Source organism: Acidobacteriota bacterium (genome assembly GCA_016703965.1).
GTDB lineage: Bacteria > Acidobacteriota > Blastocatellia > Pyrinomonadales > Pyrinomonadaceae > OLB17.
The window spans coordinates 1-26,146 of the sequence record JADJBB010000028.1 but is presented as its reverse complement, the minus strand read 5'-3'; the positions used below and the strand labels follow the sequence as shown (position 1 = coordinate 26,146).

23 protein-coding genes and 1 pseudogene are annotated in these 26,146 nt (G+C 48.7%); 14 read left to right on the top strand and 10 right to left on the bottom strand.

Annotated elements, in window-relative coordinates; translation table 11 throughout:
• Positions 1-30: 30 nt before the first annotated feature.
• The gene (locus tag IPG22_23245) at positions 31-243 is read right to left on the bottom strand and encodes a hypothetical protein (GenBank protein ID MBK6591182.1); all 213 of its coding nucleotides are present in this window, start codon (positions 241-243) and stop codon (positions 31-33) included.
• A 383-nt stretch (positions 244-626) separates the two neighbouring features.
• Between IPG22_23245 and IPG22_23240 the strand changes: the two genes are divergently transcribed.
• The 3 genes from IPG22_23240 to IPG22_23230 all read left to right on the top strand — a co-directional run bounded on the left by IPG22_23240 (position 627) and on the right by IPG22_23230 (position 3,807).
• Complete coding sequence (locus IPG22_23240; GenBank protein MBK6591181.1) at positions 627-1,304, top strand: ribbon-helix-helix protein, CopG family; 678 nt, start codon at positions 627-629, stop codon at positions 1,302-1,304.
• Positions 1,301-1,819: a hypothetical protein gene (locus IPG22_23235; protein ID MBK6591180.1), complete on the top strand. Its 519-nt coding sequence runs from the start codon at positions 1,301-1,303 to the stop codon at positions 1,817-1,819. Before IPG22_23240 ends, IPG22_23235 begins: the two co-directional genes overlap by 4 nt.
• A gap of 290 nt (positions 1,820-2,109) precedes the next feature.
• Positions 2,110-3,807 carry a hypothetical protein gene (locus IPG22_23230; GenBank protein MBK6591179.1) on the top strand — a complete coding sequence of 566 codons (1,698 nt, stop codon included), beginning with the start codon at positions 2,110-2,112 and terminating at the stop codon, positions 3,805-3,807.
• Between the two features lie 3,028 nt (positions 3,808-6,835).
• Here IPG22_23230 and IPG22_23225 read toward each other — a convergent pair.
• Entirely contained in the window at positions 6,836-7,069 is a 234-nt protein-coding gene (locus IPG22_23225; protein MBK6591178.1) for a hypothetical protein, read from the bottom strand.
• A gap of 883 nt (positions 7,070-7,952) precedes the next feature.
• On the opposite strand from IPG22_23225, the gene IPG22_23220 reads away from it, so the two are divergent.
• Positions 7,953-8,168, top strand: coding sequence for a hypothetical protein (locus IPG22_23220; protein MBK6591177.1), 216 nt, complete (start codon positions 7,953-7,955; stop codon positions 8,166-8,168).
• A gap of 1,443 nt (positions 8,169-9,611) precedes the next feature.
• On the opposite strand, the gene IPG22_23215 is transcribed toward IPG22_23220, so the two are convergent.
• From IPG22_23215 to IPG22_23185, 7 genes and pseudogenes are all read right to left on the bottom strand, one after another.
• On the bottom strand, positions 9,612-9,971 hold the full coding sequence (locus tag IPG22_23215) for a nucleotidyl transferase AbiEii/AbiGii toxin family protein (protein MBK6591176.1): 360 nt from the start codon (positions 9,969-9,971) through the stop codon (positions 9,612-9,614).
• A 1,341-nt stretch (positions 9,972-11,312) separates the two neighbouring features.
• The gene (locus tag IPG22_23210) at positions 11,313-11,786 is read right to left on the bottom strand and encodes a hypothetical protein (GenBank protein MBK6591175.1); all 474 of its coding nucleotides are present in this window, start codon (positions 11,784-11,786) and stop codon (positions 11,313-11,315) included.
• Between the two features lie 160 nt (positions 11,787-11,946).
• Positions 11,947-12,519: pseudogene (locus IPG22_23205) on the bottom strand (type IV secretory system conjugative DNA transfer family protein).
• Between the two features lie 428 nt (positions 12,520-12,947).
• Positions 12,948-13,451, bottom strand: a complete 504-nt coding sequence (locus IPG22_23200; GenBank protein MBK6591174.1) for a type IV secretory system conjugative DNA transfer family protein — start codon at positions 13,449-13,451, stop codon at positions 12,948-12,950.
• Between the two features lie 1,092 nt (positions 13,452-14,543).
• Positions 14,544-15,467, bottom strand: a complete 924-nt coding sequence (locus tag IPG22_23195) for an AAA family ATPase (protein MBK6591173.1) — start codon at positions 15,465-15,467, stop codon at positions 14,544-14,546.
• Between the two features lie 160 nt (positions 15,468-15,627).
• Positions 15,628-15,981 carry a hypothetical protein gene (locus tag IPG22_23190; GenBank protein ID MBK6591172.1) on the bottom strand — a complete coding sequence of 118 codons (354 nt, stop codon included), beginning with the start codon at positions 15,979-15,981 and terminating at the stop codon, positions 15,628-15,630.
• Between the two features lie 92 nt (positions 15,982-16,073).
• On the bottom strand, positions 16,074-16,217 hold the full coding sequence (locus IPG22_23185; GenBank protein MBK6591171.1) for an HNH endonuclease: 144 nt from the start codon (positions 16,215-16,217) through the stop codon (positions 16,074-16,076).
• Between the two features lie 122 nt (positions 16,218-16,339).
• Here IPG22_23185 and IPG22_23180 point away from each other — a divergent pair, with 122 nt between their 5' ends.
• The 3 genes from IPG22_23180 (at position 16,340) to dcm (ending at position 18,355) form a co-directional block, all read left to right on the top strand.
• Positions 16,340-16,726: a HindVP family restriction endonuclease gene (locus tag IPG22_23180; protein ID MBK6591170.1), complete on the top strand. Its 387-nt coding sequence runs from the start codon at positions 16,340-16,342 to the stop codon at positions 16,724-16,726.
• A 120-nt stretch (positions 16,727-16,846) separates the two neighbouring features.
• The gene (locus IPG22_23175) at positions 16,847-17,398 is read left to right on the top strand and encodes a HindVP family restriction endonuclease (protein ID MBK6591169.1); all 552 of its coding nucleotides are present in this window, start codon (positions 16,847-16,849) and stop codon (positions 17,396-17,398) included.
• A gap of 3 nt (positions 17,399-17,401) precedes the next feature.
• Positions 17,402-18,355 (top strand): DNA (cytosine-5-)-methyltransferase, encoded by a 954-nt coding sequence (gene dcm / locus IPG22_23170; protein ID MBK6591168.1) that lies wholly within the window; start codon positions 17,402-17,404, stop codon positions 18,353-18,355.
• Positions 18,356-18,551: 196 nt separating this feature from the next.
• On the opposite strand, the gene IPG22_23165 is transcribed toward dcm, so the two are convergent.
• Positions 18,552-18,908: a hypothetical protein gene (locus IPG22_23165; protein MBK6591167.1), complete on the bottom strand. Its 357-nt coding sequence runs from the start codon at positions 18,906-18,908 to the stop codon at positions 18,552-18,554.
• 561 nt (positions 18,909-19,469) lie between these two features.
• On the opposite strand from IPG22_23165, the gene IPG22_23160 reads away from it, so the two are divergent.
• The 7 genes from IPG22_23160 to IPG22_23130 all read left to right on the top strand — a co-directional run bounded on the left by IPG22_23160 (position 19,470) and on the right by IPG22_23130 (position 25,887).
• The gene (locus IPG22_23160) at positions 19,470-19,811 is read left to right on the top strand and encodes a hypothetical protein (GenBank protein MBK6591166.1); all 342 of its coding nucleotides are present in this window, start codon (positions 19,470-19,472) and stop codon (positions 19,809-19,811) included.
• Between the two features lie 11 nt (positions 19,812-19,822).
• A complete protein-coding gene (locus IPG22_23155) occupies positions 19,823-20,158 on the top strand; it encodes a hypothetical protein (protein MBK6591165.1) in 336 nt (111 codons plus the stop codon).
• A 134-nt stretch (positions 20,159-20,292) separates the two neighbouring features.
• Positions 20,293-22,233, top strand: coding sequence for a hypothetical protein (locus IPG22_23150; protein ID MBK6591164.1), 1,941 nt, complete (start codon positions 20,293-20,295; stop codon positions 22,231-22,233).
• Positions 22,230-22,388, top strand: a complete 159-nt coding sequence (locus IPG22_23145) for a hypothetical protein (protein MBK6591163.1) — start codon at positions 22,230-22,232, stop codon at positions 22,386-22,388. The genes IPG22_23150 and IPG22_23145 overlap by 4 nt, the downstream gene beginning before the upstream one ends.
• 64 nt (positions 22,389-22,452) lie before the next feature.
• A complete protein-coding gene (locus IPG22_23140) occupies positions 22,453-23,013 on the top strand; it encodes a hypothetical protein (GenBank protein ID MBK6591162.1) in 561 nt (186 codons plus the stop codon).
• Positions 23,010-23,942, top strand: a complete 933-nt coding sequence (locus tag IPG22_23135; GenBank protein ID MBK6591161.1) for a hypothetical protein — start codon at positions 23,010-23,012, stop codon at positions 23,940-23,942. The genes IPG22_23140 and IPG22_23135 overlap by 4 nt, the downstream gene beginning before the upstream one ends.
• A 187-nt stretch (positions 23,943-24,129) precedes the next feature.
• Positions 24,130-25,887, top strand: a complete 1,758-nt coding sequence (locus tag IPG22_23130; GenBank protein MBK6591160.1) for a hypothetical protein — start codon at positions 24,130-24,132, stop codon at positions 25,885-25,887.
• Positions 25,888-26,146 lie beyond the last annotated feature (259 nt).

Below are 26,146 nucleotides of genomic sequence, written 5' to 3'. Positions count from 1 at the left end.
TTAAGCCAGCTCTTGAATGCCGGATCGCGTTCAAAAAGGTGGTTTAGCGTACTCGACAACATCGTCATTGGTGATATCGGTATTCATGCTGACGGACGCGAACTGAAGATATTGTTTCAGTTTGCTGTCGGTCGCTTCGAGTACACGTGTGTTCAATTTTACGAAGTTCAAGCGGTTGATCTGCAGCAGCGGACGCTCGAAATTCTGCTTTGTAGAGGGGGTGATATTGCTCTGTTCGTTCATTGGTATTTGGTCTCCTTACGTTGGCGAATTTACTAGCTTGATTGGTAAATCAATCGGCGTGCCGCAGCAGAGAACTGCGGTATTTGTGGCAACGGGCGGCGAATAAACGAACCGCTTTTGGCGTAGAAAAAGAGGCGGATCGAGGGGGCCCGTAAAAAAACAAAAATTACAGCGGCGGGTGTATGACAGGATAGACCAAGAACCGACTCTTGTAATTGGCGTAAGTCTCACACTGTCATTAAGTTACGCGGTGTCATCAAAATTACAAACCGCAGTTCTCGCCATATTTCTCGCAAAAGGCACGTATTTTGCTCATGTCCAAATGGTCGGAGAAATTACAAGCCGACGAATTGGTGACAAAACGCCGCCACAAAAATCGAGAAATGAGAAAGCGAGACAGAGAAAAGATAGTAAAAAATATCGAGTTGGATATCGAGTCAAAACAGGGACGGCCGATCAGCGTCAGGCCCTACGATGAGGACCACAAAAAACTTGAAGAGATCGCAGCCGAAACCGGTGAGAACAAGTCGGCGATTGTCCGTCGAATGATCCATTTCGCCTTGACCGATAGACACCAGCATTTTGCTTCGGGTCGCTGTCAGGAAAAGCTCGATTGGCTTGTGCGAACCGGCCGCCAGAATGAGACGGTTGATCTTTCTGTAAGCGACAACATCGGCGAGATTCGAGAAAGCATTGATCGAATGGAATCGGACTTAGAAAATGCACTAGAACTGCTACGTCAAGCAAGCTCGCTGACTACCGAAATCTACTCGATGTCGAGTATGTCGATTTCCTCGCTAAATCTCGTTTTCACAAAGCTCATCGAATATACGTCTCCGGAGACCAGCGACCGCAAACAGAGTGTTGTTATCGCCTCTACCGCAATGGCTGAGCTGATCGAACACGCCGTGTCCGATCTTAAGAAATGTCTCGTGTTCCACGAGCACGTCTCAGGAAACGAATCCCTTCACAACAACTACCTTGCAACCAAGATACGAATACTAAAACAGCGAATCGATTCCTTGCCTAGACCCGCGAATCAAATAGCGAGCGAATCATGAGAGTTATTGCCAGCGTTCAATCAAAAAGAGGCAGTTCTCGCGGTCTCATTCATTATCTATCGCACAGTAAGATCGACCGGAATGCAGAGCCCGAAAAAGGTCGTGAACTTTTTAACGAGTTTACCGAACACCTTACCGTAAGAAGCGCAAACAACTTTCTTAAATCCGATTGCGGCAAAGGCCGTCCCTCAAACAACGAACTTCACCATCTTGTTCTTTCATTTCGGCGGGAGGATTTTCAACAACTTGGTTCGACTGATGAGGAACGCCAGCGGCAAGTAAAAATCGTCACAAGATTTGCCATCGCACAGTTTGAAAAGAGTCTCAAAAGCGAGCGGCTTGCGTGGGCAGGCGCCGTTCATCTCAACACAGCAAACCCGCACGTTCATATCGCAATTCAAAAGCAATATCTGACCAAAGATCTTCAGGGTAGATCGCTGAACAAAATTCCGGGAGGGAGCTTCCGCATTTTGAAATCATCGATGGAGAGAAACGGGTTGTCGACGGTATTCTGATCGAATCCTCGAAGAAAAAACTTCAGGAGCTTGTTGCGGAACGGACACCTTCACGGGAACATGCCAATGACAAGCAGCACAATCGAAATGCTCTACAAAAACATGACGCCATTAAGTTTCAAAAGGGCGACGGAAATATTCACGAACGAGAGATTCTACGCCGGGGTATTCTTGCCGAATATCAACTCAAATTTAAGGAAGAAAAAATTGCCTTTCTTATCGAAAATCGTGAGAGCCTCAAGTTTCCCATCAGGGATCCGGAGAAAGCAATAACGAAAAGAGTCTCGCTCTTGGAGCTAAGGCAATTAGCGAGCAACTCCGAAGACTGGCGCAAAACACCGCAATCACGCCAGATCATAGCGATAACCAACAGCATACTCGCCCGTGAAGAATCGGAATTTTTCAAACTCAAAGAGGAAACTGCATCAATTCGTGGTGAAGCAAATCTCATCCGAACCGACTATAGAAAAAGAGGAGTAAGGGTACCGCCGCCCGCATTCAATAAACAAGAACTCGATGAACTTCAGAGCGAATGTCTAGCGAACACGAAAATGCGTGAATTTCGCTATCTTGAGCAGGTGAGAACCGACCTTGAAAACAAGAAAGAAATCGCACCTAGAACTGTTTCTGATCTTGGACTTCTCGCTGGACAAAAAGCGGTTTCTGAAATGAGGATGCAGCTACATCAGCGGCAGCTCTCGGACTTCAAAGACAACGCGTATTACCGAAAGGTGAAGGTTGGAAACGATCGAGTCTCTTTGGCGATGATAGCTCGTCAAAATGATATCAAAAACGATGGTCGCGCTGTTCTTCAAAGCATTCGCTCGGCAATCGAATATCTGACCAACAAGCCCTCAAGCCGAAATTCCAAGTCAAGGGAAGTTTTTCTATTTGATTCGGTCAATAGTTCTCTGAGTGAACAATCCTTGCAAATGCGCAAATCGATACGGCAGGAGCAAAAGATTGTTGGGGTTCTGAGTGAAGTCCTTGATCGAAGCAGCACCTTCGATACAGTGAAGCCAGTGTTTTCTGCCGATCAGATCATCGAACTTGACACACTCTCAAGAAAACTCAAATTTCCCAATGAATACGCATCCAATTGGAATCTCCCAAGGACGTCGATTCAAGGGGCGGTGGCCAGCCAACACGGAGCTAAAGGAAAGATCGGCCCCGCAGAAGCCGGGAATCTTTCTCAAGCGATCGTGGGCCGCGCATTGGCCAGAGAAATTCTTTGCAATATCGGACTGAATAAGACAAAAGAAGACCTAGCTTTTTACCGAAGATCGAAACGTTTTCACAGATTTGTGATCGAGGACAAATCGAACGGTTCGATGAGTTATCTGAGTCTCAACGATGTCGATCTACCACGAAAAGGCTCGATTCTTGACCATGCACTAAATCTACTGCTGGAGAGCAAAGATCATAGAACATTGCGACGCGATATCGAAGGCCGCGCCAAAGAGCGCGAGGAAATCCTGAAAGCAGACTTAGCAGCCACGAAAGTACTCTCCCTGAATGCCGCCGACGAGGCTTCGCAGTTCAAGCAACTAGCACTGATTGACACTGCTGCGGATCTCACTTACCAGCCTATCTTTACAACAAACGAGATTACTGAGATTGAGAAAAGAATCGAGCGAACTTCCGGCAGCAAAGAAGCAGAACGACTGGTCTCGACGCTGGAACGCTCGACCCGAATATATTCCGTGTGTTTCGATGAAGTTTTGAGGAACATCTATGATCCAGAAGAAAGAGCTGAATCGGGCATGGAACGTAAGGGGCACAACACGAAAGAAGGTCAGCTTCGGACGATCCGGCTAGAACAAATGAGCGAAAGCCAAGCGGCGGAATTGAGCGATTGTGATTTCCGAACGAACTGTAAATTGCATCACCCCGCGTTTTTAGCACGCTCAACAGGCCTGTTAGTTCCCGAGAAGAATCGCCTTATCATCCTTAACGCGGCTTTCCCATCGGTATCCTGCAAAGATTGAACTGTCCCCACTAGCCTTGTCTAACGCCAATCGTCCCCCCGAGAGATAGCCTCCATCGAGCCTACGCTAGACAAGCTAGGACTTTCATACCGTTTTTCCATTGAAAATAGGAACGGCAAGCCGCTAAGCAGATCACTGTCACCTTCTCAAATAAACTACTGAGGCTTATTTTCCATAACTCTTTACATGGGGGCGGTGCGGATCCGCATCATGGTTTGACGAGTCTCCTTACATATAAAATCGGTAGTGCGGGGGAAGAGAAGGCGACTCTGAGTTTCTTACGTACTTTAGAATATCACCCACCTCCCGCGAAGCTTTCAGTGTAATTGGAACTTTTTCCGAATGCCTTTTTCATTGAAAGCTTTTCCGAAACCGGCAAGTTCGTTACTCTGTAAATGATGAGGTCTTATGTAGGACTATTCGAGCCGGATAGTTGTTATGTTCATCGAAGTATTTTGAAGAGCAGTGTTGACTATTGTAAGCACCCTCCTCATCTAAATGAACCTGTCGGTCTTCCGTATCTTTGTATGCAATCCCACCTCTGACAACGATTCCTTCTCCCGTTCGTTAAAAACTTGAGCCGAACTGGCGTATATGTTTTTTCGGTCCAAGGTATTAAAAGCTAATGCCGAGAAAACAGGTTGGTAGATCAGAAGGCTTGCGGAGCATTCCTAAGGAACGCCTCTTGCCTTGTAATAAAGCAGTATGAAAGTTCCACGTTCGCGTAGCTTCGTCTTGCTGGTCGCGATTGAATATCTTTTTTTGCGCCGCTTGTTTAGTTTCGTCATCCGTCGCTGGAAGGACAATTTGAATTGGGACACGAAAAAGCCAGCGATTCAGCTTTTAAAAGTCGTGAAAATCATAGAGGGCCTGAACCACATCTTTATCTTTGCTTTCTTTACTATCTTCATTTTCGGAAGTAGGCTCGTCCGCTAGACTTGCGGTCATATAGGCTGCGGTTGTAGCTTTGAGTTGTTCAAGCGGAAGAAGCGCATGCGATTACGCTGACATCAGACTTATCAAGAATACGGAGATCTCTCCGTGTAGAGTTTCCGCCGTATCTTCGGTATCTTATTAAAGTCTGCCCTCCGAGTTGCTGGTTTCTGATTAAAGTAAATCGCTCTAATAGTGGAATCGTCCCGTAAGTTTTGAATGAAATCCATGTTCTGGGCTAAAGCCTGGAAACGGTGGAAAAAGGTTTGGCTGATTACTCTTCTTGGCAGGAATCTCCCCTCGACATTCTTCGAGCCATTCAGTCGGGAGAATCGATAGTCTCATTGCTGCCAATAATGCCAGAAGTTTAATGTCCTTTGGTGCTTTGTCAGTTCCTGAATCAGGTCCCAAAAATGCCCTATCCCAAAACGGACATCATGGCAGAGACCGCCATTGGCGAATTCTAATTGCGGTTCAGGTGTCAGCAAATCAATCTTCATCGTTCAAACAACAAGCCTCCTTCCGATTTGACTTTCGCCACCGATTCCTTCTTCGACCAGGCTTCATCTATCACCGTATGAAGAGCTAAATTTTAAGAGTTCGCCAAAGTGAAGGTCACTATATTCAGAACCTATAAGTTTAGGAGAACCGCTCTTAAATTTCAGCCAGAAAAGCGCTTGACGAAACACCGCTTCGTTATTCTCCAGCCGTTTCCTATTCCGCTAATTAGGTCTTCATAGAACCAATACAGACGATAGCCGTCACGGGTGTAGTGGTAAGTCGGCGTGATCTGCAAATACCAATCGGATTCAACTTTTTCAAACTCAAACCGGAACGCATGGTGACGGTAATACATAATTTCGTCGGTCTTCTTGTTCGGATAAGAACCGAAAACAGTATGGGTCCCTTTCTTTTAAGACTCATGGTTGTAATGGTTCTTGCAGACAAGTCTTCAGTCGGAGAAAAGTAGAGAAAGCGAAGTGGCTTTTTTGTGGCGGTACGACAGATCAAGCGAACGTCCCATCTGTCGCAAGCAACCCTTCAGGAGTTCAATAAAAATGTTGGTTTCAACGGTGCTTTCCGGTTTTCAGACCATCTGGCCGTCTCGGTGAGATTCGGCAACATTTCCTGTCCACAACTCTTTTCCAAATTGGGTCATTAAAATCGTGAAAAGCATAAGGGCTTTGCCATGATAAACCCAATCATCAGGGGGCGTTCTGTCTCTTCACGCAAAAAGGTTCCAAACGTCGGACCTACCTGTGGCTTCTGTATGACCACATAAATCTTTCCGGGAAAGTATGTAACCGGCAAAAAATTCGAGTAGAGCGTTTCGGTTTTTAATAAAGGCGGAACATCCTTGGGGCGGATTGGCAAATGCGGATGATAGTGTCGGGACATCGACGCTGAATCCTTTGGAGATGCAGCGATTATTAGCTGGTTGCCGAGTGAATTAATTGGATTTATAGGGCGAAATTTCAGTAAGGCTATCGCTAAGGCGGCCGACGTGGCAAGCATACTAACAGTCCAATCCGGAGAACGCTTAAAACCTACAACATCACTGATCCTCTTATGGCCAAAACCGGCTTTTAGCATTGTGGGCGGCTTGGGAGACACCGGCCAGTTCCATTTCAATTCCGGCTACGTGTCTAGCAGACTGTTGCCATTCTTTACAAGACCGATGTCTTAACGAGAGTGTCGCTAGACGCGACTGAACCCGTGGAAGACCTTTGGAATCTTTCTTTGACTTCTTGACCGAAGTATCTCCTCAGACTGGACGCGTTTTGTCTGCCAGTCGGCATCACCGTAAAGTATTCGGGGTTGAGTTTTGTCTTTGAGCTTTCCGGATCGATTCGACGTGTCGTATTCCACTTGCCCAATAGCGGTTCGATAAATGGAAGAGACGCAAGAAAATTCTGCACGTCGGGTGCATGGGACCTCCGCGGTCGTTGAACTGATGTGAGCCATCCTCAAAACTCGCGGAAACGCAAAAATCGTGAAGTCGAGAGGCAAGAATCACGTCGCCCAAAGTGTAGTCGGATCGGAACGCAACCCGCGATTCCAATTAAGAGAATCCACTGTGGATTTAGTTCGTCAATCAGTCTTTGGGCGACCGTTTGGCTTGTTGGTTTCCTTGCTCCAGGCAGCGAACCGAAGCAATAGAGTATTCGTCTCGTTTGACGTAAGGAGGTTGAAATGAATACGTCTGTTTTCCTTTACAAAGTGTTTTTGTCGGGAGGCGTTTCAATACCGCTTGGGACTCATCTTCTCTGATCGTGATGATTCCAAAGTCGATTTTATCTTTTAATTCAGACGCGGAGACTTGTTTCACTAAAACTAATTTACCACATTTTTATGTGGTCGCTCACCTGGCTCATACTACCTCTTGTGGTGTAGATAACTTTAACGACACGAAGCTTCCTTGACCCCTGGCTCATTTCGCCGGGAAATAGTTTCGGTAATGTATTTTGCCCCGTACAAGGCACATAATTTGCCATCTACTTTGATCGATTATCTACGCGATCGAAACGGGAGAAAGCGAGTTGGTGAAATATGATCTGAGCAATAAGGTAGTGCTCGCTTGAATGAAGCAGAGTCTACACTTCCAAACAGGAGTCTCGATCTCGGGAATATTAGCACTCCAGAATTGGGGCTTCTTTCACCCAATCGGAACGAAATTGACCACGGGGTAGCGGTCGCAGAAGCCGCCCTTTTCGCTTACTCCGAACGGCTGCAGAAACAGCTACAAACAAAATGATGGCGGACTGAGGGATGGTGTGGTTTTGCTTGGCGCTGCCTTCCGGAACGGACAGCCGATTTTCGATCACGTGTTTTTGTCGGGCCGGGCAAATGTGTCACGCGGATGTCGTTAAACTCGCTATCGAGAAAGTCGCGAAGGCAATTGAGGTCAAAGAACTGAATCGAGCCTCACGTCATACGCTTACGCAAGATTCAAACTTTCATCCTTCTAATCCACGCACAGAAAGAGCGATCAACGAGATCCTTTCGGTTAGCCGGGCAGACCTTGAGCTTTCAAACTTGACGAACAGATGGCCGCAACAGGAGCGAGCACGCTTCGTACTTGAACAGGATCACAGTTTCTCCGTGACACCTACGAGCGTGGAGAAACCGTTCGGAATGGCGTTCTGATAATTCCGAAGGAGTCGCACGATCTAAAATCACCGCTCCAACTCGCAACTCTTAGCTACGCAGTTATGCGGTCAACCATTGGTAAGGTCAGACAGCTCGCGAAGTCGCACCTAGATCTTGACTATGGAAAAGCCATCGCCGGCAGCAATGCAGATCGAGAGACCGAGGCAAAGGTCTTTCGTTGGATCTATGACGCGCTCGACGGGAAACGAGATTTTTGGATCGGGATCGCGATCAGTCGAAAGCAGAATCGACGACAGAGCGATTCGATCGGACTCTAGCAGAAATCGCAATTGTTGCGGGTGAGATGGAGAAGCTCGAACCAACTGACCGTTCGATCCAGTATGAGTCGCTTCTCGAGCCTGATCTCCACGATACGGACCATCAATTACGAGGATCGGTCGAAGAACCTAGTGAAACCTTCGAGGTCTTGCAACGGAACCAGATTCTGAACACGTTAGAGTACTCTCGGGTTTGAGCGCATCGAACTTGAGAGTACACATCTAAACTGCTCGCTTCCGAAATTTCCGTGGAAGAGATGAAGCACTGGGCTGAGGTCAAATTTCCGGCACTGGACGATGCCCTGGAAAATGGCATTTCGCCCTCCAACTTCCAAACTTTTCAAGGCAAAATCTGAAAGCCGATCGAGAACCATGAAAGGAAAGGGAACTAAATTACGAGGACCTTCGATTAGCATCCGCATATCTTGAGTACCAGCTAACTCAACCTGAAACGAGACTTCGACATTTCAACGGACGGTATCGAGACATACGCACAGATGTTAGATCGCTGTCGGTCGCGTGAGGAAGTTATCGCAGCGTCTTCAAAGATACACGGATTGAAAATGCCTCTGTGGGGCTCAAAAGCAGCAGAATGCCCAGAATCGAGATACACAAGAACCTTCCGGCTCTGACGCAAAAAGAAATGCAAATGTTGTTTACCGAGCAGTCGCCCTGGCACTACACATCCGGGAAATGATCGTCGAAACTTAACTACGCCGGTGACCGTGAGACAACAAAAAAACAAGACTGAGGCTTTGAAAAGAGGCGAGTCGCACGAGCCCAGAGGCCTAACAATTGATCGAAAGTCTCGAATTCGAATGGAAAGAAAGTACCTGAGCGATTCCTTATCAGCAACAAAGCATTTTCTCCGAAAGTCTCAGAAAACCCAAATGAGGAACTCCGCTTCAAAAACAACTTCGACCACAGTGAACTTTACAGCAAACTGCCGCCTGCGGAGAGGGATTTCGTTTATCAAGTAGCTACCGAGCAGAAGGAAAGGCTAGAAGCAACGGCCAAACTGACCACCAGGAATCGAAAGGTCCCTTCATCGGCGGAACCAACCAATCCACGCCCGATCCCAACCAGGCAAGCTTCAAGCAGCGCTGAAAACCGAGCTACTCGAATGTCATCGCAAATGCCGATCCGAAGTTTGTTGAGGAACGAACCCGGGTAATTTTAACGGATCATTTGAGTTCGGTGGGAGCAAAGAAGTAATGAACAACGAAGCGACAATTGCTGACTTTCGAACTCAGCGGCATTGTTAATCAATTTAATGACAAGGAGCTATCCAAAGATCGTCTTCCATTCTCCACGCAGTCGATGTCCGCAGACGTTCGAAGTCGGGATGACCATTTTCAAACTACGTCCGAGCGTATTCGGTAGCTTAACTACCCCTCGATTTACCTGATCGCCAAAACCGAAGCCTAGAGCTTTTCAACAAGTTCATCCTTTGAAATTAAATGCCTCATTAGCATCATACTGTTCCGTTGGTCTCAACAACGCCCGTGTGTCGCCTAGGAACTCGTTGTCCTGCATCTTGGTTTCGAGGTTCCTGAGAAACTGTTTTCTTGTTGGCGGATTGTCTACGGAAAAAGCGATATACTTTCGATAAACTTCAATGATCTGTGAGAAATCTGGCCGTTGCTCTTGATACGCCTTGTAAAGATCGTGGAGAGGTCGCTCCTTTGCGACGCTGATACAGACCCTAAGCTTCGTTCCGAGAAGCTCTTCGATCTTGTACGTGACAATATCAGTACTTCCGCTAAACCAGTCAGATTCCGTTGCAAAGGGAAACTTCTGCAAACCCATCACGTTAAAATGTTCGCAAGCAGTTTATTTCCGACTTTTGGGTTTCAAAGGTTGGACCGGAGGTATTTCCGATTCAATCGAAAACGCAGAGTATTATTATCTTTCTTCTGAGTCACAGATGCCGCACCGACCAATTCGAAGCCTCCGTTTGAAGGCGGGCAAGCGTTTCTTTAATTGGTTCGGGTCTGGTCTGAACGAGATCGATGTGTTTGGGTATAACATCGAGAGGTTTGCGGATTCAAATGAAGTTTGTGAAGAGCGGTGCCGCCGCGAAACGCTAGTCGTTCGCGTAGGAAATCATCCGGAAAGATTTCCACAAAGCGTGTGATCGCGCGGTCCTGCTCGACCTGTTCATATTTGTCTGCCATGGGGACAAAATTGGCCCATTGGGTGATATATGGCGGTAGGAATCACTAATCGGTATCTATCGTTTCATTTACAACTACATTCCATCTGTTTCAACCGGAAATTCCACGTTTCTTTTTAGTTGAACTTAATGGCACAGGAAAGAACTTTCGACATTTAACGCCGCGGCTTTATAGAGCCCGTCCGAGGTGACTCTGCACCTGTTGCTGTTTCAAGCAGATAACCGAGCCGCTGAATTACGGCAGTTGGAACGAACTGAATAAACTCGTTGTTTAGTTTCTCGATGCGGATCGCCTGGTCAGCTCTGAGAGCACTTCAACTACTCGGTTCAAACCGCCGACTTTTTATGGTGCTGCACCAAATCGGCAGCGGCAAGTTCTGGCGAGGAAACCTTACAACTCCAGTTTCGGTCTTTCGGTTTTCGAGAAGGTCATCTGGGATCTCTTTTCTGGTTATGTAATTTACCTTTATCCCCTTCTTCACGGTCGGCCTCGTAGGCGGGAAACTCGTAAAAACAAAGAACTCTTGAGGCACCTGGTGTGCCGCCGCCGTAAATATGCAGCAGCGCTTTGGGAAAGGCCAACGTAATATGAACGCTCCAAGAAACGCATTAGTCCGTCAATAAATAGTGCCGGCGGAAGAATCCCGCGTGACGAGTATTGAGGCGTGACAATAACGTAATAGCCCTTGTGGGCGGAAATTATGGTGCCCTTTCGTGATAATCGGTTCAGAGAACGTTTGATCGCGGTTTCAAATACTGCGGCAGCTCACTCTCAACTCGATCCAGAGAGAAAGCTCCGGCCGAAAGCAATTTCCCTTCTACCCATTCTTCGACTCTAAGTTGCGAACTTTGTGATCTCATGAAAGAATCCTTTGCACAAAGTACCACTTTTCGGTACTGTTCGCAAAGAAATGCTTTACTTCGATTTCGAGTACACCGCTTTGTGATCTACCTGCTCAAACATTCCTCTAAGAGCCAGATCCTGTTCGATCGGTAACAACCGGGGTAGTTTGCCGACATCTTCTACAGGTGAGAGCGGCTCCTTTCCATGTTCTTTTTTTCATAGGCGTTCCAACTAAAAATAATGTTGATGCCTCCTCACGCTCTTTGCCGATTGGGATGGCCCAGAGAGTGAACCGATTTTGGTCAATTCTTGAGTAAAGATAGAAGTAGTTTCTGTGAATCATTGAATGTCCGTCCGAAACGTAATTTCGATCCTTCTTTTCCCAGACGACGCCTTCGAGATCTTTCAGCGTTGCGGGGAACGAACCGCGTTTTTGGTGGAACTTCACCAGATCTCTGTTCATCGATGCGGTTGCGTCAACGGGGATTTCTGAGCTTCGCTTTCGTTCCTGCGACCAAAGGGAGTAGACATAGACGCCGATCAAAATTGTGAGAGCCAGCGGGGCTAGGATGAGCGAGATCTTGAGTCTATTTAGCATGCGTTTTAGATCGATGCGTGTTCAATCACCAAAGAAACTCCATTACCTTGGGCAGAAAAGTATCCTACCTCGACAGGAAGGTTGTTGAGAGCGTTGTAAACCGGATCCTTTTTCACCGAATCGCCGTCTAATTGATGTTCCAGCGAGTCAAGTGCTGGCTCTATTGCAGATGGAAAAGCCAGTTCTGAAAGACGTTCGTTCGAACAGATTCGATCGACCTCAGATGAGATAACTTCTTTGAGAGCTGCCTTGTCATGTTCGGCAGCCTGGTTAAGATGGCCCGAGTCTGTAAACGAGAATTGAGGATCAATATCTCCAAGGTGGATTTCGCGGGGTGTGCCTTTGGTCGCGGCGGAATAAGTGTTTTTTTATGAACCGCAAAAGGCGGGTATGCAGCGCGGATCGGCGGGGCGGTGTCGCTGATAATCAACACTTCGGAATGGGCTGCTGTTTGTCGAATCTCATTCGGCAGCATGAGTGCACGTTTTTGCTCTGCGAATCTGGTGTTGTCCTGTTTCTTTCCCGGAAAGTCCTGAAATGTTTTTGAGAAGATCGTCGTTTCGCCCAGCTGCTTTGAGGCGTACTCGGCAGTCACATCGTCAAGGCCAGGCAGAAAGATCTTGGTCATTATGGTGCCGAGTATCGCATTCGCCTGCTCACGACCGTACTGGTCGTACATTTGAGGTAAGTCCTGATATCCGAGACCAAGTCCAACACCACGTCCGCCCGATGCCTGATAGTCTCATAACCTCCGATACATTCAACGGGTAAGCCTCGTCTATGAGAACGAAGCACGGATGCTCCGGTTCATCTACACCATCTAGCCTCATTTCCATAACGGCCTGTCCGATGAAGGTAGCGATAAACTCTTTATAGACGTCAGCGGCCCCTTCCGAAACGACCAGGTAAATTGCTGTACCGGGTTTGCGAAGGTCTGCAAAGTTTATCGAGCGGCAACCAAGTGCAGTTTCGTCTTTGGTCGGCGGCATCATTACCATCCGAGCGGGTGCAAGTGTGAACGGTCGAAGCTTGTTGTACAAACCAATCAAAATGGATCCGCGAGTCTGAACCGGTGCTCAAGAAAAGCCAAATACGCTTGTTTCGCGTAGAGGCTTGGGGAATTCATCATCGCATCGTTGAAGGCCTGATCGCCGTCGCCGCTCAGGAAGAGAAGAAAGTCTGCAGCAAAAGCGGGAATTGCCTTCTCGCGAAAACTTCTGCGATATGAAGTAAAATTGCGGTTAAAGCTATCTGCTCGGCGTCGCCCCAGAACGGATCGGCATTTGAGCGGCGTCTGCCTTCTATCCCGATCATCATTCCGGCAATCTGACATGCAAATGCCGGATCGTTTCTGCATTTCGGGATGAAGTTCCACCGATCGCTTTTTGTCGGATCGTTAAGGTCTAAACGGTAAATTGTTTTGGCGGAGCCGGCCGTCTGGGTGAAAAGCTCGCCTTTAGGATCGTAGACCAGACAAGATGACTTGTTGAGGATCGCCCGGATCATGGACATAAAAAAAGTCTTTGATTTACCGGAACCGGTCGGGCCGAACATAACAAAGTGGCGAAGCCACTGACTTGCGGGAAGATATACATCGCGACCCCAAAACGCTTTTGCGAGAGGAAGCGCATTTGCAGGTAGTGGCAATCCTCTAATCCGATTCATCAGACCGCAGCGAATCAGATCGGATGCCTTTGCCCACCGCGCTGAGCCATGGGCGGTACTCATACGCCGAACGCGGTACGCCCACATTAATGAATAGGAATCTACAAGCGAGCCCGCAACACAGATCAGCGCCATCGCCCAAAAGACCAAAGTTATCAGGCCATAAACGTCTAAAAGATATCCCGCAAACAAGCAGACCAATGAGCCTAGTAATCCCAAAATAAAGAAGAAAACACACATGCCAATGTCAGCCGACCACTGCCAAAACGCTTGATACGATGGCAGATACTGCTCATTTGCTTTCCTTGGAATACCGTAGGAAGCGTCAATTTCTCAATCCATTCACGCGAAAACATAGCTTTATCGGTTACCGTGTGTTACGAAGATAATCACTCTGTTCTTTCAGCGAATCATATGTCGCCGAAGTAATGGACGATACATCACCTCGCCAATGCCGTATCCTCCAGCCTGACGCACTCAATTGTTCAACAGTTGAAAGAGCTGCCGGAACGGGCTTATCGGGGAGCGCTTCAAAATACAGAACGGTATTGGGTTCGCTTTGAGGGAGCGGAAATCTGAAAAGTAACTGTGAGCCTAGATTGGATTTTGGTACGGCCAGTACCTCAAATGAAAAGGGCTCGCGTCGATATATGATATGAAACGTGCTTCGCTCTGAAGTAATAGTTGCTGAATTTGATTGAACCCCGGGCGGTAGTAGTCGGGCGGCATTAACGTGGCGAATTATCCGATCGACATTCTCTGGGAGTCTTCCGTTTTGAGTATTCAGCGACAACACCGACAACGAGATCGCCATTCCCAAAGCCGACGTTTCTCTGAGTCTTACCGCATTATCATACTCGAGGCCGGAGAAGGGGTCTTCGGTCTGCGGTCCGGTCGGCGAAGACTCTTTTCAAATTCAAGCCCACGAGTTTCAACAAATCGAACCTGGGCCGTTTCTGCTCTGCGGTATCAATATTCTGACAAATCCGTAGACGCCGACCACGCAAACGACTACCAGTAGGCCAGCGTTTTGAGTGCGAACCACCGACTGTTTGATCCTCGAAAAAAGCCCCAATGGGGGTTCTGTTCTATTCATAACGAATTGTCGGCGAACTGCGGCCACCTAATCTTCCAACTGGCATCGCGCGAGCCTAGCCAAGAATCGATGTCCGGGTGGAAGGCGTGCGTCATCGCCAAAAGATAATCGAGCTGAAGTGTGAGCAGTTCTCTGGATGCTCCGGTCTTTACGAAATAACAAAAATATCGGACCAAGTTCTTCGAATTCAGAGACTCAACCGAGTCGCGTTCGAGAGCTGCAACGATGTCGATCGACTCACGGACACTCGGATGATCTTCCATTCCGGCGATTCCGCGAACGGCGTCTATTAGCTTGGTTGTAAGTGCTAAGTGGGCTGAAGTCGCGCGTTTATTTCTTGTCGATAAGATCTCAAGCTCCTTTTCCAGCGAAGGACTCGCGAACCGGCTGTAAACGTGTCTCGAAATGAACGGCGAACTGAGTTTGTGGCGCAGATCATTTGAGGTCGTGATCACGATCGGTCTCGAATTCCAGTCGGGAACGCCGATTGTTCCGCCTTCGTATCGTGGAATGTAGATCAGTCCACGTTCGAGCGGCATAAGAAGGGAATCTTCAATGCTGGCCCCAAACTTATCGCTTTCATCAAGGATCAACACCGGCGGTGATTTCATTGGAGTGCTCGACACCGCGCTTGCCGCCAAGTCGTATGCCATTCCTACTTCACCAAGAATCAGAAATCGGCGCTGCCACTTAGAGCGTCGGGCATTGTCGAGAAAACTCGGCCTGCTCTTCAAGTGGCAGTTGTTTTGCGAGTGCCAGGTGTTCTCTATCCACACGGCTTGCTCTTCATTATCCCAGTCATAGAGGATCTCTTCCTGTTTTAGCCCATCGCGTCCGGCAACAACGCACATCGAAAGATTGCAGGCGGCGGCTAACGCTTCGGGAAATGCAGTCTTCCCGCTGCCGCGCGTACCGGAAATAAGCCATGCCGTCCAGACTTAAGACTTTCGCAGAAGTCTTCGAATACTTGCTCGTCGGGCACGTATCCGTGTCCGGCCATCAGTTGGAACAGCTCACCATGCTTTCCGTCTGAGACAAGTTCGCGAGGGTCGATCCGTGGACGGGATGCGTCGAACGGAATCATTCCTTTTTTGCTCCCGTTTCTGTTTTGGCAATTGAAGGGTTCTGTTCGGGTAGTTGCGTCACAAGTACATATCCGGTGGTTCCGGCTAAGACCTCTAGGAATGTGTCCTCGGGTTCGTTTCCAAACAGCGACTGACTCGTGTCCTCGGAGAGTTTTTCCGACCCTCTGCGCAGCGGCTCCGATATTACTACTGTTCCACCTGAACGGAACGAACCGACCGATCCCAATATCGAGCCGGCAGTGTCTTTTATGCCTCGAAAGAATCGGGTCCACTTTCCGGTGACTCTTTTCCTGTTTCCGCGAATCCCTGAGGCACCGTCAGTTCCCAATAGTTCGCCGCTGAACTTCACCAGTTCACCAGAAACCGGATCGATCAGGCCGATAATATTGACGAACGCTCTTACGGATTCGCCGCCCCGTAGATTACCAATTAGAGTCGTGCCTACTTTCCGGATTTCCTTCGGTTATCGTCTTTGTAAAGCAACTGGCAATTCTCAGCCGATGTCTTGCCGCCCAGGCTCCACGGCGTTGCATGATCCGCTTCCATTTCGGTTAGCTCGAAGTGTTTGAGGCATTTTACGCAGATTCCTTTTTGTCGTTCGTAGGCTTCGCGTTTTTGATTATCGAAGAACGCGCGAACACGCGGAAAGAAACTAGGGTAACTTCATTGTCAAGAAATATCAGAATGGATAACATACATTAAAGAAAATGCCACCATCTTTATACGGAATCACACACTCGAATCGAAACTTCTCCGATCCACATTATTGGGGGAAGAATCAATTCAACTCGTCCTTTCCTGCCGCCCTTGCATGTTATATGCGGGACAAAGGCATTCCCGCTGTTTACATTGAACTTGACGAAGACTGTAAAACTCAAGTGGTTGAACGAGATTTCGATTTCATCTTTGGCACTACTCTGCCGAACGACCAACTTTCGTTCGCGTTTGAGTCAATCTATGAACCGTTTAGGAACTTCGTAGAAGATCAGCTGGTCTCGATTGATCTTGTCTTAAAGGATACGAACGGAAATTACATTCGACCATTTGAGATTAATTACGACTTTACCGGACAATTCAACGTGCATGCTTGCTGAAAGTCAATATGGTTGTGAACTTGTTTTAAGATCTGCGACGCTTAAGTATATGGCGTTAAGCATTGCTGAAAGTTGTAACAATGAAGCCGACAAAGCTCGTATTCGGGAGTTGTTTGCATTTTGTGGGCCGATTCAGGACTGGAGAAACGAGGTCGAGGCGGCAAGATATTTACCGCAAATCGTCGAGGCTCTCGAAACCTTTTCTCCGAGTTTTCTTCTCGGCAAAAGCCAATCCTTTTACAGCCAATATGGAAGACCCATGGGAAAGCTCCACTGCTTGCTGATTCGTGCCTAGATATTTTCGTATGGAGCGACTTTGCATTGTCGAGGTTGTTTATGTCCAGCGCTCGCGATTTTCGGGTTGAAACAATTTCACGGTTCAAGCGCGCTGCTCTTAGGCTTGCCCGATTTTTGTATGATTCGTCACGCTTAGGAAAGGTATACCTGGCTCCAATCTATGATGGGATGACCTACGGACCTCAGACGGACAAGGAGTTTGCACTTTCTGGAAATAAGACGAATCTCATAATGAGAAATCCGCGGCTAACTAATTTAGCAATTGGAAAAGACGAGATTAAGAATATTATTTTGGGTGGTGGGCAGAAGTATTTAAGCCCAGAGAGGCGTTTCGACGCAATCATCTATTTTGCAACTGATTTGTTTAGTGATTAATCAATGATAAGTAATAACTCAAGAGTAGTTGATGTTTTTGCGGGTGGCGGCGGTCTTTCCATAGGTTTCGGCAACGCAGGCTTTAATATTAAGGCCGCGCTTGATAACTGGGATCCGGCAATCAAATTTTACGAAGAAAATTTCGACCACCCCATTATTAAATGTGATCTGGGTAATGTTTCCCAGTCGGTTTCGCTTATCAATAAATACAATCCAAATATCATTATCGGAGGACCGCCGTGTCAAGATTTTTCAAGTGCCGGAAAGCGGAACGAAAATCTTGGTCGAGCAGACTTAACGCTTTCCTTTGCTGAAATTGTCACCTGCATTAAGCCGGCATATTTCGTAATGGAAAATGTTGCTCGGGCTTTAACGAGTAATGCATTTGCCAAGGCAAAGCAGATGTTCACTGATGCGGGCTATGGACTTTCAATTCGGGTATTAGATGCGAGTCTTTGCGGCGTTCCTCAGATTAGAAAAAGATTATTTGTTACGGGTGAGCTTAACGGAACCGACAATGCCTTAGACCCATACATTGAATCCAGTCTTAGCACAAAGCGAATCACCGTTCGCGAGTATTTGGGCGATAAGATTGATACGGAGTACTATTATCGGCACCCACGAAGCTACTATAGGCGGGCTATATTCTCTATTGATGAACCGAGTCCGACCATTCGAGGGGTCAACAGACCAATCCCAAGCGGTTACCCAGGGCATCCGGGCGATCGTTCGGAAATCGACGAGAACGTTCGTTCCCTTAGTACTCGTGAACGAGCGCTAATCCAAACCTTTCCCGACAACATAAAGCTAACTGGTTCGAAAACCGAATTGGAACAAATAATTGGGAATGCGGTTCCTGTAAAACTCGCAGAATTTGTTGCAAAGGCATTATCTAATTATTTGGTAACGAAAGCTGGAAACATCGAAAAGCCTCGTGAACTGGCGAATCGTGCTTGATGACGCATCTCAAATTACTGAGAGGGTATTCGAATTGGTGAACTTTATCACCGTTCCTGTCCTCCAGGATGTCAAAGCGGTCAAACCACGCCGTCTTCGACGTGCGTTGACTGCTTTGAATCGAATTGAGCAACGCGATTAAGCCGTTGCCTGTTCGCGTTGCTCTCATATTATCTCGTTTTCTCAACTCGATATATCACGGCTTCGTTTTTCTCGTCAGACCCGACGCTCTGTCGGATTTGCGGACGAAGCCCATTGCTCCGTAGAGCGGGCTGTCGTTGCCGTAGGCGGCGGAGCCGGCGACGCCGAGGCCGACTTTGGAGCGATTTTCATTTAGGGCGGCGTATTTGTCGTCGCGGACTTCGCGTTTCATCTTGAGTTCGGCTTCGAGGTCGGCGATTGTCGCGTCATCTGCGGCACACGCGGTGATGTCGGCGAGAAACGCCGCTTGCGTGATTCCATTGAACTCAACCGCCGGTGCGCCTTCGAACCAAGCGTCATTCATTACGTTGCATCTTTCCCTGATACTCTTGATATCAACACTTCTAGGCATAGAATCTCCTTTTCGACCTGTATTTATTGGCTTTTCATGAATACGAGAACGGAAAACGTCTCGTAGGGGAAATCATACACGCGATCAGGGAAAATTTTCCACCTCACAGGGGCAGCGTCCCTTGTCGCAGGGGAAACGAATTTAATCGCAATGTAACCTTCCCCGGCGACAAGGGAAACGCCCCAAGCCATAGGGGAACGGGTCCAATTCGCTAGAAGAGATCGCCTAGCCACCAAATTCGCTTACCGAATGGCATTAATCCTTTTCTCCGTCTGGCGGTTGGACCGACTCATCAAAAAGCGCTCGAAAGAATTCTTCCGTCGTCGGCATGGGAAGGTCATTTCGACAATCGCTGCAACGAAGCATATGACGCGCGACGGTGCGGTGCTTCTCCGCAGATAACGTTTTTGCGGCAAACGCCGCAATCTCATCCTTCGTCACGTGTTCGTGTTCACTCATCACTGAATCTTTCCCCAAATTCTACGAGTATCGTGCACGGTCTTAGTTTAGCGAATCATCCGCGTGTGCTACAGCCGTCACACCTTTAAAACGAGGACGACTATGAAAAAACTACTGACACTTATCAAAAGCCATGTACCTGCACTGGCGCCGCTCGGATTAATGTTGCTTTTCACGCAACTGACTTCAGCACAAGGCCCGATTTTCACCGGAGATGCAAGTAACCTCTCGAACATCATTCGTGAAGCCCTTAAGCTCATGGCGATCATTCTCTTCTGTCTAGGAGCAGTCGGCGTGGCTTGGTCGATCTATAACAAAATGACCGGAAAGGAATGGGGTAACCAGGCGTTCGGTTCGCTCCTGTCGTTTGCGTTCGGGACCATAGTCGCGGTGTTCTGGCAGCTTGCACAAGGACGTGCGGTCGGAGTTGATACGAACTTCTAGGAGGAAGCCATATGAGAAGACGTGCAACACGACCTAATGTTTTCCGTGGTCTAAAGCGGTTCGGGGTCTACTCTACCGACTGGAAATTTATCCTGATCCCCACTGCGATCGCCTACATCGTTCCTTTTGTTTTCGGGCTTTGGGTGGGCTACGTTCCGCTGGGATTCCCCATGGGACTGCTAGTTTTTCTGATTCTTTTGGGAATCTTCAACTATCTGCGTTTGAGTAAGCCTTCCTATTGGCTTTCTCAGAAGTTTGACGCCGAGATAGACCGATGGACAGAGTATCGACCGCCGCTCCGAGGCGAACTCGAACCGACAAGTTGGAAGACATCTAACAGGAAATAAGCATGGACACAGCAAACCTAACATTCGCGCAAATCGCAATCTCTCTTTTCGGGGGACTTCTTTCCGTCGGTCTTGGATTGGTAGCCGGATTTCGTTTCATCCCGGCAGTAAGATCACTATCGAGCCGTACTCCATTGGACCGCGGGTCACGGACTCAACTCATCGAGAATGCCGAAGCAGGTCGGATATTACCGACCGAGATCGCGGGGCTAGACGGGAACACTATCCGTTACCGAGATGGCAGCTATGGAAAGGCCTATATTTTCGAACCGTCGAATAGTCTTTACATCGACGGTTACGTGACTGAGCAACGGATCGACGAGCTAAAAACCATACTGAAATTCGAGAAGCCGGAGTACACCATCATTCAGTTTCGGTTCCTGAATTCGCTCGACGCGGGTGAGGTGCTTCGGTCACATCTCTCATCCAGAGACACCGCATCATCCGATCCGGTCGCCGGTGTGCTTCAGGCCACCAATCTTGCGCTTCACGAGGAAGCGATCAGATCCGGCGAAGTTATGCGACAAACCGCAACGGTGTGGATACGAGTTCCGGTACGTGATCCAGGGGAAAAGGGAATGATGTCTTTGCTCTTGCCTTCTATTTCAAAGGACATAAGGGATCACGGGTTTGCACGACTATTCCGCTTTCCCCTCAAAAGCATAAGAAATCGCGAAAGTGAATTGATGGTGCAGAGAGAGGTGCAAAGTGAAGCCGCCTGCAAACTAAAAGCTTCACGAGTATTTCAATCATTCGAAGCCAATTTTCCGCGCAGCTTGCAGCTTCGGGAGATGAACCGAACAGAGATATTTGAATCACTCTTTATCAGCCATCGCCGCGAGCACGGTCCTTTCCCCGATCTGAAGAGCTCAGATTGCGTCGATCTGCGGCGCTATCTTTGCAGTACAGAAATTGAGACAAAACGCGAGCAGTACATCCGTCACAATGGTACGCCTGCAAGTCTTGTCAGTCTCAAGACCCTTCCAAATGGCTTTGTAACGGCCGATATTATGCGGTACGTGACTGCGACGAAGGCCTTAGGTTTTCCGCACGAGATCGTCGTTGATTTGATGACAACTGAAAAACAGGCTGCAAAAAAAGACCTGCAGAAGCGAATCGATCGTATCGACGGCAGCCGCAACACCTGGCTTGGGTTCCGTAATCTCAAAAAGGACGCGGTTGTTATCAAGTCAGACCTTGAGGGCCTGCTCGAACAGGTCGAAGGGGACAATGAAGAGATCTGCAATCTCAGACTAAACGTTATTGTCTTTGCGGGCCGCTCAAAAGGGCTAAAGGAAACGCGTCGGCAACTTGAGATTCTTGACGACCGATGTGATGCCGTAGTCTCAGCGATCCGCAAGAAGATCGGCGCGGACGCAATTAGAGAAGACGCGGTGCGGCAGCGAGCTATTTATCCGCGAATGCTTACCGGTGAACTTTCCTGGAAGCCAACAGGTCAGGAACTTACGGAAACGGCCGACTCGGTAATCTCATTTGTCCCAACCGAAACTAGCTGGCGTGGAAGCGGGCGGCCGCACAGCATCTTTATAACTCCGAACGGCCAGATGTTTGGTCTTGATCTCTACGATCGGGGACTGATCAAATCTCCAACAGTCATCGTCACCGCAGCGTCCGGTGAAGGCAAATCATTTCTTGCGGCTATGCTGATCACGGACATCCGGGCTCACCGCGGAAACGTAAAGGTCCGCGTGATGGACTACAGGCATTCGTTCAAGCCTATCTGTAAACTTTTTGGCGGCCGTCACATCGAGTTTAACGAAGCCGATCCCAAACCGATCAACATTTGGAACTATCCGGGAATCGAGGAAGGTGACCGTCCTACGAAGCGCCAGCTTTCAATGGTGTTGATGGACATCCTCATTCTTAGCAAGACGGCAAAGACAGATGCGATCACAAGTGCTATTGCCTCCACTGTTATCGATGAGGTCTATAAGATGTCGCTGGCTCGAAACGGAGACGGCAGACCGAAGTTTCGCTTGGACATTTTTTGGATGTTCTTAAGACCTATCACTGGGAGCCTGCACAGCAGGGCCAGGCGAGCGAGCTTTACTTGAAACTTAATGTTCACCGAAAAGACCCGTGGCTTAACTCGCCGACCCATCCCGACTATGACATGCCGTCGATGTTCGATGTGTTTGAACTTTCGGGCATCAGTGGCCTTGACGAGAAGATCCGCGAGAGCGTCGGCTTTCGGATTAGCGCCAGATAATGCAGGAGATAGGCGAGGAAGACGAGCGGAAGCAAAGACACCGATCCTGTTTCTCTGCGACGAAATGCGCGAGATCAACAAGCACTTTCCAGCGATTCAGGAACTCATTGCCGAGGCATCAGTGACCGGCCGTAAAGAAGGTCTTGTTACCGTCCTATTCTCGCAGGCTTACGAGCATTTCACCGGAACTACAGAGAGGCCCAACGAGATTGGAATCGACCTTGTAAAAAACTCAGGTGTAAAGATGATCGGCAAACAGATCGGAGGTTTTGACCGACTGGCATCGGATTGCGAGCTTGCCCCTGAGACAGTTGCAGCGATCCGTGCGATCAGAAACCAATACGGAAGATACACCCAGTGGGTTTTTGTCATCGGCAGCGGAGCGGACAAGATCGTCCAGATGGCCGAGATCCGTCTTTCGCCGGCGATGCTTTGGGCTAACACCAACGACACGAACGAAGCGAATGCGCGAAGACTTGTCGAGAATATTCGGCCCGACCTGCCGCCTGAGATCGTCGTGTCCTGGCTGGCCTCAAAGTACCCGAGCGGATTGACCGCAGTCGGACTCACGGAAATATCTTCTTTTGACCTGAATGAATTGAACGGTTTGGAGGTATCAGCATGATCGGAAGTAACAAAACAATAAGACAGATCGTTCTCGGAGTAGTTCTTTCTTCGATCTTCATCGGGATCGACGTTCGCCCGGCCCGGGCACAGTGGACGGTATTCGACCCATCTCAATACGTTCTCCAAGTTGAAAAAAGGGTCGAAGAGGCGGCTAGGTGGCTTGAGACCATCAACCACTATATCGATACCTATGAACAAGCGGTCAAGCAGTACGAAAAGATGGTTGAAAGCGTAACCAATCTGAGGGGGATTCTCGGCAAGGTTGAAGAGCAGGTTATGCGGCATAAGCAGCTGATAACGACCTACGCAACTATCGGCCGGCTGATACGCGGGACCTTTGAACTTAAAAAGCGCATCGAGGCAACTATAACCAGCCAAATACATTCAGTCGTAAACATCGCAAGACGCCTTAAGAACGGCATCTTCGATATGGATGCGAACAAGCGTGACCTTGATGACTTTCTTCGGCATTCGATCGGACGAAGCGCCGATGCCCACCTCAAGAATCTCGAACGCCTTGCGAAGCTAGATTCTGAACTCGAACGGATGCTCTTTGACCGAGAAAACATGCTTCTCGATCTAGCGAAGCTCTATGAAGAACGCGAGAAGATCGCAGATGAAACACGAGCGATAGAAGCTAATCCAGCGGCAAATCGGGATGGCGTTCAGTCTCTCATAGACCAGATGCTCGCAATCAATCTGCGCATATCAACGGTTGAAGGACAGCTGCGCGAGCTTGAGGCAAAGATACAGGAGAAGTTTATCGCCTACGGCCTCAAGATCGAGCAGATGACCGAGTTCGGAAAAGAGATCCGCCGAAGCACCGAGATGATGACTGGTATCACACGAGCCTCGGACGAGTTTCTTCGTGAGCTCGAACGCTATGAAGTATGGAATGATGACGTCTATGAAAGCCCTCTTCCATAATCGCCAAAATATAGGATCTAAGAACTAAAACATCAAAGCCATGAAAAACGTGACCTCTTTCGCCACGCTTTAGCGACAGCTCTATTCATTCTTGCCTACTTCGTCTCGCCATACCTCCTCGCCAACGCAAGCGGCCGGGCAAACCCGGCCGCCCCCTCGCGTCGAGGGGCAGACTCCAGTAGGAACGATGAACGGACAACCTGTAACCGCAAATGACCTTATAATGACGATCAACTCGACTCTCCTTTTATGCCGCCCTCGATGGAAGTCCGGCGCCGATCTTCGGCAGTTTGAGAACAGATACCCCGCGAACCCAGTCGCGAGTCCTTCTCCCGGCCCGGTCGTTCCGCCAAAACCTCCCGCACCGAGTTTCAGCGAACAGATCAAGAATCTCATGCGGACTGGACAGGAATGGCTGTTTCAATCGGTTCTCAATACCATCATAAAACCGCTGATGCCGATCCTTACGTTTCTCGCTTGGATCATAGCGAGTTTTGTTTTGATCTTTGCGTTTATTCGCAGGTTCCACGACAACCGAGGCCTTGGACCAGAGCAACTTGTTGCCTGGGCGATCCGCTCGATCATTTTCATGGTATTGATCGGAGCGAGTCCGTTCATCATTGACGGTCTCACGATAACCGGCAAGTTCTTTGCGCGGCCAATTCGCGCCTACAACCGTTCACTCGTCACTGAATTTGACGACAAGATGAAAAAGTATGTGAAAGCAAACTTCGCCGTAGAAGATCCAAATGAACTGCTCGCAGAACGTCTTCCGAACGGAGAGCCGGGCCTTGTTGGCATAATCATGGATAAAGAGTCGTCTGTGAAAGACATAACAGGTGAACTAAACATACTCGGATGGGATATGCCCCGAATGTTTACCTTTATGGTGATCGGGCAGAACATCATAAAGTTCGGCGGGCTTTTTCTTGCGATCGCCGGACTTTTTATCTTGATAGGCCTGAAACTCGCTGCCCCGGTGCTAGCGGCATTCGGTTTTGACGAGAAGTTTGCGGCTCAAATGTTCTATCCCTTCTGTTGGGGCGTCGCTACATTTGCGCTGGCATTTCCGATAGTAAAGGAGGTTACGCTCTATGTTTGCTATGGCCTAGGCGTTCTCGCGCTTTCTATCTACAACGGTGAGAGTACATTTTTCCTTGATCCCGTCACGGCGAAGATCATAACCAACGGAGCTTACGATCCGGCTTCAAGTGCTCTTATCGTCACCGCATTGTTCTTCGTTTCCAGTCTTTGCTTCATTCTGGTTCCATTGCTCAGTTACAGAGTTCTGCGAGGACAGGTTTATGAAGGTGTTTCTCAGATCTCGATGGGCTGGATGCTTTCGAGTATGGGAACCGCGCTTGAAACATACGGTCTAGTTGCGGGAGCCGCAATCAATCGTCAGGCAGAAAACACTCAAATTCAGGGCATCTATAATGCCGAGCAGACGGCCGCAAGAAAATCCCTGGAGGCAGCTAATCAATCAACGGACGCGCGTTTGGTCTCGTCGGTTGCCGGAGTCGAAGGCGGCCTTACGACTAGTTTGGGACAGATCCGGGCAAATCAAGTGACGCAGACGTTGCTTGCCGAGGCGAGCAAGAACTACGGTTTGAGCAGCAGTGCAGCGGCAACCAAGCGCGAGATCGCAGGAACACTGGCTGAAGCTCAGGGAACCCGGGAGGCTCGAACCATCGATGGAATGAAGGAAGTCGAACTGCGCGGTCAGGGCAACCTTGAGCGGTTTGGAATGAAGACCTACGAATTCACACCGGGCGGCTCGTCGATCGCCGGAACTTCCGTTCCGATTCGCACCGGTCAGGAACTCTTCGACTGGTCGAGAAATAAGCATCCTATTCAAGAAGTGAACAAGCAGATGGACTCTACGACCGCAGTAACATCGCACTTCAAAACAACAACACCGGCATTGTCGCCGACACGAAGGTAGAGGCAAGCAATGTCTATCAGGTGAGATCAATCAAGCACTCGAAACTCAAGCTTCGCAAAGCAAGCAGGCTTTCAATACCGGAAGTTCGATTGCTTCGTCGAGCACCAGACAAGGAGCAGGAATCCAACTCTCAGGTATTAAACGTTCGGCCGATATGGAGAAAGTATCTAATCAACTCAACTTTGATGGCCGCACCGAAGCCGCATCAATAAATCAGACCGCGGCTGATGGAAGCGCCAGACTCAGGATGGTGTCATCC

Coding starts and splice junctions, on each gene's coding strand:
- IPG22_23245 (MBK6591182.1), bottom strand. CDS start 243: ATGAACGAACAGAGCAATATCACCCCCTCTACAAAGCAGAATTTCGAG.
- IPG22_23240 (MBK6591181.1), top strand. CDS start 627: ATGAGAAAGCGAGACAGAGAAAAGATAGTAAAAAATATCGAGTTGGAT.
- IPG22_23235 (MBK6591180.1), top strand. CDS start 1,301: ATGAGAGTTATTGCCAGCGTTCAATCAAAAAGAGGCAGTTCTCGCGGT.
- IPG22_23220 (MBK6591177.1), top strand. CDS start 7,953: ATGCGGTCAACCATTGGTAAGGTCAGACAGCTCGCGAAGTCGCACCTA.
- IPG22_23210 (MBK6591175.1), bottom strand. CDS start 11,786: ATGCTAAATAGACTCAAGATCTCGCTCATCCTAGCCCCGCTGGCTCTC.
- IPG22_23200 (MBK6591174.1), bottom strand. CDS start 13,451: ATGAATCGGATTAGAGGATTGCCACTACCTGCAAATGCGCTTCCTCTC.
- IPG22_23180 (MBK6591170.1), top strand. CDS start 16,340: ATGCCACCATCTTTATACGGAATCACACACTCGAATCGAAACTTCTCC.
- dcm (MBK6591168.1), top strand. CDS start 17,402: ATGATAAGTAATAACTCAAGAGTAGTTGATGTTTTTGCGGGTGGCGGC.
- IPG22_23165 (MBK6591167.1), bottom strand. CDS start 18,908: ATGCCTAGAAGTGTTGATATCAAGAGTATCAGGGAAAGATGCAACGTA.
- IPG22_23160 (MBK6591166.1), top strand. CDS start 19,470: ATGAAAAAACTACTGACACTTATCAAAAGCCATGTACCTGCACTGGCG.
- IPG22_23155 (MBK6591165.1), top strand. CDS start 19,823: ATGAGAAGACGTGCAACACGACCTAATGTTTTCCGTGGTCTAAAGCGG.
- IPG22_23140 (MBK6591162.1), top strand. CDS start 22,453: ATGCGCGAGATCAACAAGCACTTTCCAGCGATTCAGGAACTCATTGCC.
- IPG22_23135 (MBK6591161.1), top strand. CDS start 23,010: ATGATCGGAAGTAACAAAACAATAAGACAGATCGTTCTCGGAGTAGTT.
- IPG22_23130 (MBK6591160.1), top strand. CDS start 24,130: ATGAACGGACAACCTGTAACCGCAAATGACCTTATAATGACGATCAAC.